The following is a 7,537-nucleotide window of genomic DNA, read 5'->3' as shown; positions in this document are numbered from 1 at the left end:
GGCGACGATCAGACGACACTTGCGCGACGAGCTTGCTGGCCTGGCTAGTTCTGCTGGGCGGCGAGGTCCTCGCGGCGGATGGTGGCCAGCGCGGTGGCGCGCGAAGCGAGCGCGAGTCCGGCCGCCAGCCGCCAGCCGGCCCGCGGACGCGGTGCGTGCCGTCTACGGCGTCCCCGTCCGGCTCGACGCGATGCGTGCGCTCGCCAAAGACGTCGTACCGGCGCTGCGGGAGCTGTGGACATTCGCAGCAGGTGCCGCCATCTCGATCGCCGGACGCAGCGCTGGCCGTTGTCCGCCCATGGTCCCTGTCGCGGGAATAGTCGGTGAGTGCATGCCCATCAAGCCGCTCGATCATCGACATAGCTCTGATGAGGTCGGCCGCGGTGGTAAGGCGCTCTACCCGCCCGGAACTGCCGGAGAAGCGAACGGCGCGGGGCGATGGGATCAGTGAAGATCTCCGAGAATCTGTGTGCGCAGGCCGCTAAGGAGGGCACCCGTTCGAGCGAGCCCAAGCGCTGCGGATGTCTCACCCCAGCTCATGCCTTCGGCGGCTGCGCGGCTCGCGGCGGCCAGGGAATTCAGTCGCGAATCGTTGACCATCTGGATCAGCCGATACAGGGCAGCGGCAGCATGCGGGTCGAGCCAGATCTCGCCGTCCGAAACGGCGGCAACCGCGGGGGCAAGAGTCTTGAGACCGGTGACATAGCCAACGGCTCCGGCGAGGAGCCAGACAGTCGCCTCGACGGCGGATGGATGACTGGAGTAGGCGATGTGAGTCCGGGTGGCGCCAGCAACGGCAGCCGATGCAGGTAGCTGCGAGGTCGTTACGATCCGAAGCGGGATCGTCGCGGAACGCGGTGCTGCCATCCTAAGCCGTCTGCTCAGTACGCTGTCACCCGAGATGATCTCGATCGGATACCGGCCCGGCACGATCTCATGGTGGCGAACGCCGGCCGGTGCGATCCAGGGGGAAAACTAACCATTAGCTCAGCCCGGCCGCCGGCGGCGCCGGGCAGTGTTCAGGTCCTGCCAGCGGACGAGCCCGCTCGCTAGGCCGCTGTTCCTGGCCAGCTCATCTATGCGCGCTCCGGGGTGTTTCCCGTCCTTGTCGGCCTCGAGAGCAAGGTCGGCGTCGGCTAGCTTTTCGACGGCCGACTTCAGATATCGATGCACAACCTCGGGGTCGCTGACGCCGATACGTTCGGCGATCGCCTGCTGCTTCAGACCCTGTCCGCGGTACCTTAGCGCGTGAGCCTGCTGCGTGCTCAGCGCGCCGGCGTGCCGTCGCTGGGCATATCGGGTGAGGGCGCCGGCGATCGCGGGATCCACCCACATCTTGCCCCGGGCGACGATGCGGACGACCTCGGCAATGGTCGATCCAGGCGAGGTCTTTACGGCAGCTCCCATCGCGCCAGCTGCCAGGCAGGCAGCCAAGAGCATCTCCTGAGCTATCGACGTGTAGATCACGATTGGCCCGCGGCCGGCGTCCAGGAGCATGCGGATAGCCGCAGTACCGCTGGCGTGCTGTACGGAAGAGGCCTCATCCTCTGCCGTACCGAGCTGAAGGTCGAGGAGGACGACGTCCGGGTCGAGGGCTGGCGCAGCCAGGTAGGCCTCGACGTTGGGGTAGCTGGCAAGGACATCCAAGGAGGGGACCAGACCCGGGAGCCCTGAGGCGATGACGGGGTGGTCATCAATCACGATCACGCGTTGCCTTAGTTCAGCGCCCACCTGTGGTCTCCCGAGAGTTCGACGAGCGTTCCGGCTCCCACCGAGGAGTTCACCTCGACTCTTGCCCCGATTTCCTCGAGCGCGTTGACGATAACCTCGCCGAGGCCCACCCCGCGCCGGGTGCTGGGCTCGAAGCCGACTCCATCGTCATGGACACTGACCACCCACGAAGTGGCATCCAGCGAGGCGTAGATGACCACTTCGGTCGCGTGTGCGTACAGGCGGACGTTCTGGAGTGCTGAGCGGACCGCTTCCCGGATCCGGTAGGCGGCTTGCGGGGGCAGATCCGCGTTAATGTCGTCGATGTTCATCACCAACGGCAGGTCCGTGAACTGCTCGCGCAGTCGCAGCAACTCGGCAGCCAGGTTGCCCGACGCCGGTTCGGTCCCGCGGACGATGGCTTCTATTTCATCCACGGAGGCCACGGCCTCGGCCAATCGTGCCCGGCGCTCTCGGTGTCCCGGGTCATCTTCTGCCCCTCGCGCGGCCTCGGCCCGAAGCATGTCGGCCAGATTATTCAGCAGGCGGTAAGGAGTATGAAGAACCCGGCGAGTTCGTTCCTCCTCAAGCATCCGGATCGTCCTCGCGCGGGAATCGGCCAGGGCGGCGAGGCGACGGAGATAGCCCACGAACAGCAGGCTGCCCAGCGTGAACCCGAAGTAGGGAACAAGGTCCGTCAGGATATCTTTGCGCGTACTTCCGGGTGGGTCGTATAGCAGCCAGCTGCTTGCCGCGGTCATCAGCCCCGCCATTGTCAAGACGGTGCCCGTAGTACTGAGCACCGCACCCGCCTCGGCGCCGACGAGGAAGGTCACGGCCATCGGCCACTCGGTCCAGAGTTGCCCGCTTGGCGACGGCTGGAACAGTGGCGCAAGCAGAACCACACTGATCCCAGTGGCCACGTCCACTAGGACGAGCCCGCGCCGCAACCGGCCTGCCCGCAAGGAGCCGACGACGAGAGCCAGCCCAGCGAGCCCGTATGCCGTGACCGCCAGGATCTCCAGCCAAGGGCGACGGGATGCGGAGAGCGCGATGACGACCATGGCCACCGCTTGGACGGCATTCATGCCCTTCAGAATCGCCACGCCTATCGCGGTGGCTCGCTCCACGCCATCGGCGCTGAGCAGCGAGCGCTGTCTGGAGCCCCGATTCGCCACGAGTGCCCTTCCCGACCTGGCTCCGAACAGCCAAGCCCCCTCGACTTCTCGACGATAGCGCCCGGCCCCTCTGCATGTCCCGGATTGGCGGGAGAACCCACCGGTCCGATGAAGGGAATTCCCGCCGCGAGATCGGCCACTAAACAGAATAGTGGCCGTCTGGGCCTGGCCGAAAGAATGCATTCATTCCGGGCGGAGGGGCCGTTCGGACAGTCGCGAAGCAGGATTCCGGGGGAGTCACCATGGCGAACAGGCGATTCTCCGCCCACAAGGGGCGCCCACAGGGGGCTAGTGCGAATCCGAGCTGCTAACGCGACTCCGGCACGTGAGCTGAGGACATGAAAGAGAGAGCACAATATGTGGAAGTCAATTCGCGACCGAAATGTCGGCAGGTGGCTGGCCGCGGGGGCATCAGCCGTCTTCCTGGCGGTCACCGTGATCGCCGCGACCGCGGCACCGAGTTTCGCCGCCGGCACCTACAGCACCACAGCTTCGGTGAACGTCCGTACCGGACCTGGAACCGGGTACGCCAGCATCGGCATCGCGCCCAGCGGCGCCCAGTTCACGCTGCAGTGCCAATGGCAGGGCGGCACGAACATCAACGGCAACGCCACCTGGGACGACGTCACCTTCGCCAACGGGCTCAGCGGTGCCATAACGGACTACTACACCACAACCCCTTCATGGAACTCCTACGCGCCCGGCACCGGCCCCTGCGGCTCCACGCAAGTCGTCGTCCACAGCCTGGGTGGCGTCGACATGCAGCAGGCCTGCGACACCCAGTACCCCGGTCGCGGCCTGGAGGCCGTCGCGACGAACGCCAACAGCGCCTACAGCTGGCAATGCGTCGGACCTGGCACCTCGCTCGGCATCGACGTCACAGCCGAATGCGCAACCCAGTACGGTAACGGCGCTGTGGCAGCCGTCACCAATCCGGCCAGCGCCTGGTCCTGGTATTGCCACTGGGAAATCGGCCGGACGCTGACGTACAACTCGGGGGATATCGGCCAGTGCGTCGCATGGGCCATCAACGAATTCCACCAGTACGACGGGATGTACCCTAACACGATCGACCCGGCTGACAACGGCAACGCCATGTACCTGGCGACCAACGCGGCCTACAACGGCTGGGCCGTCAGCAGCACGCCGCGGGTGAACTCAATCGCGGTGTTCCAGCCCGGGGCAAACGGCGCGGGGGCAGCAGGTCATGCCGCGTGGGTGATCAGCGTCTCCGCCCCCTACATCACCGTCTCGGAGATGAATTTCACGTACGGCCCGGGCAAAACCGACACCCGCACGCTTATCCCAGCCAGCTCGGTGCGGTACGTCCTGGCTCCCTAGCGATCCCGGGAGCGAGCCCCGCAGGAGTCAGCCTGCGGGGCTCGCCGCGGTGCGGTGCGGCCGCCGGTTCGAGGAAACCAGGGCCGACGCTGCGGGTCGGAGGATGAAAGTTGATGAGCGGCAACCGGGATCGGAGGGGGACAGGGAGCTGACGCTGTCCCCGGGGCCCGCTGTCGGGTTGCGGGCCGGCCGGGGGTAAGGGTTTGGGGACGGTTGCGCGACTTATCTGCGTGAATCTTGATGATCGGGCGAGGGGCAGCGGCGGGGCCCGTCGCGGCCGGCCCGGCCGCGGCGCTGGCGGCGATGGCTGTTGTCGTGGTCCGGACGGTGACCGGGTGCCGGCTGGCCGGACGTTCGTACGGCGGGGCCATCGCGGGCGGGCCGGCCGGGTCTGGCCGGCCCGCCCCGCCGTGCCGTAGCCTGTGCGGATCTGCCAGGCGGCGGGCCCGGCCGGTTGCGGCGCGGAGGCCGGGGTGGGTGAGCAGCGGATCTGCCCGCGCGAGGCCGCCGAGCTCGAGGCGTGCTTCGCCGCCTGCGCCCAGGGCCTGTTCGGGTATGGCTGCGTGCTGTCCCGCGGGGACCGGGCGCTGGCCGATGACCTGGTGCAGGCGGCGTTCGAGGCGGCCGCGCGGGACTGGGCGGTCGTGCGGTGCCTGACCGAGGGGCAGCGCCGGGCGTGGCTGCGCACCACCGGCGCCAACATCGCGGTGAGCGGCTTCCGCCGCGAGGCGGCCTGGCGGGACCGGCTGCCGCGGATCGAGGCCCGGTACCGCAACGCCGAGGTGGACCTGCCGGCGCAGGCGTTTACCTCGATCGTGCTGGAGCGGTGCTGGCAGATCCTCACCGGCATGCCCGGCCAGCAGCACGCCGTCGCGGCGTTGCGCTGGCAGCACGGGATGAAGCAAGCCGAGATCGCCGCCGCCCTGGGCATGAGCGAAAAGACGGTGAGCGTGCACCTGACCCGGGCACGCCGGCAGCTGATTGCCGAGCTGGGACCGGATTACCCCTTTGCCAGCGAGGACCGGGAAGGACCATCATCATGACCACCGGCCGACGGGCGGACAGCTCATCAGAAGACGAGCTGCGGTCCGACCCCTGCGAGCAGGTCACCGCGCAGAACGTGCGCAGGGCACCGAAAGCCCTTGCGGAGTCCGTCTACGGCGATGCCGCCGGTCCGCAGGCGGTCAGCTTGGCAGACGAGCCCGACAACGAGCAGGTCACCGGGCAGCAGGCGGACTGCCCGCGGGAAGACGAGCTGCTGTCCCGGCTGTACGAACAGGTCACCGAGCAGCAGGCGGCCCGGTTCGCCGCCGGGTACGACATGGCAGCTGGCCTGGACCGGTTCCAGGCCTGGCTGGGCGAGCTCACCGCCACCGGACAGGCCAGCCCGCAAGCCACCCCGGCAGCGGTGGGCGCGGCGCTGCGCGCGGCCCTGGCCGGCTCCAGGGCCGCTGCGGAGGAAACGCGTCCAACCTATGTGACGGAAACGCTCGCGGCGGGTGCACTCGTCCCCGAGGTACGGTCGGTGCCCGCTGTATGGGACGCTGACCGTGTTGTCACCGAGATCTATCACGGTGAGTACAAGTCGCTCGTGCGGCTTGCCGTGCTGCTGGTCCACGACGCGCCGACCGCCGAGGAGGTGGTGCAGGACGCGTTCGAGGCGATGCACCACGCCTGGCGCCGGCTGCGTGATTCGGACAAGGCGCTGTCCTACCTGCGGCAGGCGGTCGTCAACAGGTCGCGTTCGGTGCTGCGGCACCGTACCGTCATCGACAGGAACGCGCCCAAGCCCGCGCCGGACGAGCCGGGCGCGGAACAGGGAGCCCTCGCCCTTATCGAGCGGACCGCGGTTGCGGCGGCGCTGCGCGCACTGCCGGACCGGCAGCGTGAGGCTATCGTCCTGCGATACTACGCCGATCTGTCCGAGGCAGACATCGCCGCGACGATGGGCATTAGCGAGGGTGCTGTCAAGAGCCACACGGCCCGGGCCATGGCGACCCTGACAGCCCTCCTGGAGAGCCAGACATAACAGCGCTGACTTAGCGCGCCAGAGAAACCGTCGGTTCCCTGCCAGCCACAAGGATCACCAGTTGGGATTGTCCTGCCACCCCGTGCGGCGGGAGAGCTCATGTGGTCCTGGCTCGTTGGCAGCCGCCGGCCGGCCAGATCGCCCTGGTAGGGGTCGGCTTCCGCGGTGATTCGCTGGACGGATGATGAAGCTGCGTCGGGAGAAACGGCAAAAACTCGTCCGAGATGCTTGACGATGGTCTTCCTCTGCCGTCCACTGGGTAACCATGAATGCCGCAGTTGTGGTCGCGCTGATCGCTGCACTCGGCAGCCTCGCCGTCACGTTGGTCAAGGCGGCCATCGACGCCCGGGCGAAGAAACGAGAGCGCCTCTTGGTAGAACAGGCTGAACTGCGGCGCTACCGAAAGATGCTGCTCAGTGCAGTCGACGATCTCGGCAATCGGATAAACAACATCCGCAATCAGGACTTCCTGCTCTATCTGAACGCGGTGGACCGCCGCGATCTTGCGCTTAGCAGTACCCTGTTCCGCTTCGGCCAATATTTTGGGTGGACCGACATCTATCGTGAGTACTTGCGCCTTAATCCCGCAAGGGACACGAACATGGTATCCGGCACGCTCATCCAAATCACAATCGTCTTTGCATCTGACGAGATAGATCAGGGAGAGTCATTCGATGAATTGATGCTCTGGCGGGAAGAGCAAGATGCCATCGGGCATCTGATGCGCCAGGAAGGCGAAGTCCCTGCTTGTGTCAGTTTCGATACATTTATAGACAAGTATGAAACTCGATACTTTAGATGGTTCCAAAAATTTGCGGACCACCTGGAGTCAGTATTTGCGCATGGAAAGGATAGCGTGAGACTCGCGAAAGTTCATCAATTGCTTGCGAAACTCATCGTAGAACTCGATGACGAAAAGACGTTCGTTGAGTTTGGAGATCATGGAGAAATCCTCAGGCCGAACTGGGCTCGACGCTCCCAATACTCTTTGTCAGATTCCGGACGACCGTATTAGCCGGAACCTTTCCAGTTAGCGGCCGCATGTTCCTCCAGGCCAGCAGGACTTCCTGCGGGAGTCCCACTTCTCCGTAGCTGTAGATGAAGCCGTTGAACAGTCAGAAGAACACTCAGCAGCGTTTCTGGACTAGGTCCTCGGCGTCGTTGGCATTCCCGGTCATCAGGTGGCCGGTGCGCAGCAGCGGGTCCGATACCTCGGCCGCGAAGCAGTCAAACTCGCGATCCAAGGCCGCGTGCCTGCCCCAGTCCATCCGCGCCTCCC

8 protein-coding genes are annotated in these 7,537 nt (G+C 66.2%); 4 read left to right on the top strand and 4 right to left on the bottom strand.

Annotated features, from left to right (window positions below; translation table 11 throughout):
- The 4 genes from Q1N79_RS25400 to Q1N79_RS25385 all read right to left on the bottom strand — a co-directional run.
- On the bottom strand, nucleotides 1–361 hold a 361-nt coding region (locus Q1N79_RS25400; RefSeq protein ID WP_300613181.1), incomplete at its 3' end, for a hypothetical protein.
- A gap of 83 nt (nucleotides 362–444) precedes the next feature.
- Nucleotides 445–930, bottom strand: coding sequence for a hypothetical protein (locus Q1N79_RS25395; RefSeq protein WP_300613179.1), 486 nt, complete (start codon nucleotides 928–930; stop codon nucleotides 445–447).
- Between the two features lie 57 nt (nucleotides 931–987).
- Complete coding sequence (locus tag Q1N79_RS25390; RefSeq protein WP_300613177.1) at nucleotides 988–1,707, bottom strand: hypothetical protein; 720 nt, start codon at nucleotides 1,705–1,707, stop codon at nucleotides 988–990.
- Nucleotides 1,708–1,715: 8 nt separating this feature from the next.
- Nucleotides 1,716–2,888 carry an ATP-binding protein gene (locus Q1N79_RS25385; protein WP_300613175.1) on the bottom strand — a complete coding sequence of 391 codons (1,173 nt, stop codon included), beginning with the start codon at nucleotides 2,886–2,888 and terminating at the stop codon, nucleotides 1,716–1,718.
- A 357-nt stretch (nucleotides 2,889–3,245) separates the two neighbouring features.
- On the opposite strand from Q1N79_RS25385, the gene Q1N79_RS25380 reads away from it, so the two are divergent.
- From Q1N79_RS25380 to Q1N79_RS25365, 4 genes are all read left to right on the top strand, one after another.
- Entirely contained in the window at nucleotides 3,246–4,229 is a 984-nt protein-coding gene (locus Q1N79_RS25380; protein WP_300613173.1) for a CHAP domain-containing protein, read from the top strand.
- Between the two features lie 473 nt (nucleotides 4,230–4,702).
- The gene (locus Q1N79_RS25375; RefSeq protein ID WP_300613171.1) at nucleotides 4,703–5,272 is read left to right on the top strand and encodes a sigma-70 family RNA polymerase sigma factor; all 570 of its coding nucleotides are present in this window, start codon (nucleotides 4,703–4,705) and stop codon (nucleotides 5,270–5,272) included.
- A gap of 434 nt (nucleotides 5,273–5,706) precedes the next feature.
- Nucleotides 5,707–6,258: a SigE family RNA polymerase sigma factor gene (locus Q1N79_RS25370; protein WP_300613183.1), complete on the top strand. Its 552-nt coding sequence runs from the start codon at nucleotides 5,707–5,709 to the stop codon at nucleotides 6,256–6,258.
- 265 nt (nucleotides 6,259–6,523) lie between these two features.
- Entirely contained in the window at nucleotides 6,524–7,273 is a 750-nt protein-coding gene (locus Q1N79_RS25365; RefSeq protein WP_300613169.1) for a hypothetical protein, read from the top strand.
- Nucleotides 7,274–7,537: the final 264 nt, after the last annotated feature.

Origin of the sequence: Trebonia sp. (assembly GCF_030042015.1) — a bacterium.
In the GTDB taxonomy this organism is placed as follows: Bacteria; Actinomycetota; Actinomycetes; order Streptosporangiales; family Streptosporangiaceae; genus Trebonia.
This window is presented reverse-complemented; position numbering and strand designations above follow the sequence as displayed.